The sequence below is a fragment of the Rhizobium sp. SVR5-2C genome, assembly GCF_056755115.1.
In genome coordinates this window covers 1-245 of record NZ_JBNDHT010000521.1, presented here as the reverse complement: position 1 = coordinate 245, position 245 = coordinate 1, and the positions used below count along the sequence as shown (strand labels likewise).

At 58.0% G+C, this 245-nt stretch carries 1 protein-coding gene; it reads left to right on the top strand.

All coding sequences use genetic code 11. The features are described 5' to 3' along the window. A partial coding sequence (locus tag ACPYOI_RS36755; protein ID WP_481424268.1) for a hypothetical protein occupies positions 1-244 on the top strand: 244 nt, incomplete at its 5' end. Position 245 lies beyond the last annotated feature (1 nt).

The following is a 245-nucleotide window of genomic DNA, read 5'->3' as shown; positions in this document are numbered from 1 at the left end:
GCAAACCGGATTCGCATCTGCATTTCCTGGACGGCATGGGCGGCAGTTATACCAACGCTGCCGAGACGATGTAGGCAAGCGAGCTGCCTTTGGCTGCATCGCGCTGACGCAACAAGCAGATCCTTTGAAAGGTGATGAATCGCCTGCAGACGCCGTGCGGGATCGAGGATTCGCCCGTCTGCCCATCCGCTTTGCTTACTCGACTGCGACCTATGCAGCCATGCACTTATCCACGCGCCTTTGAC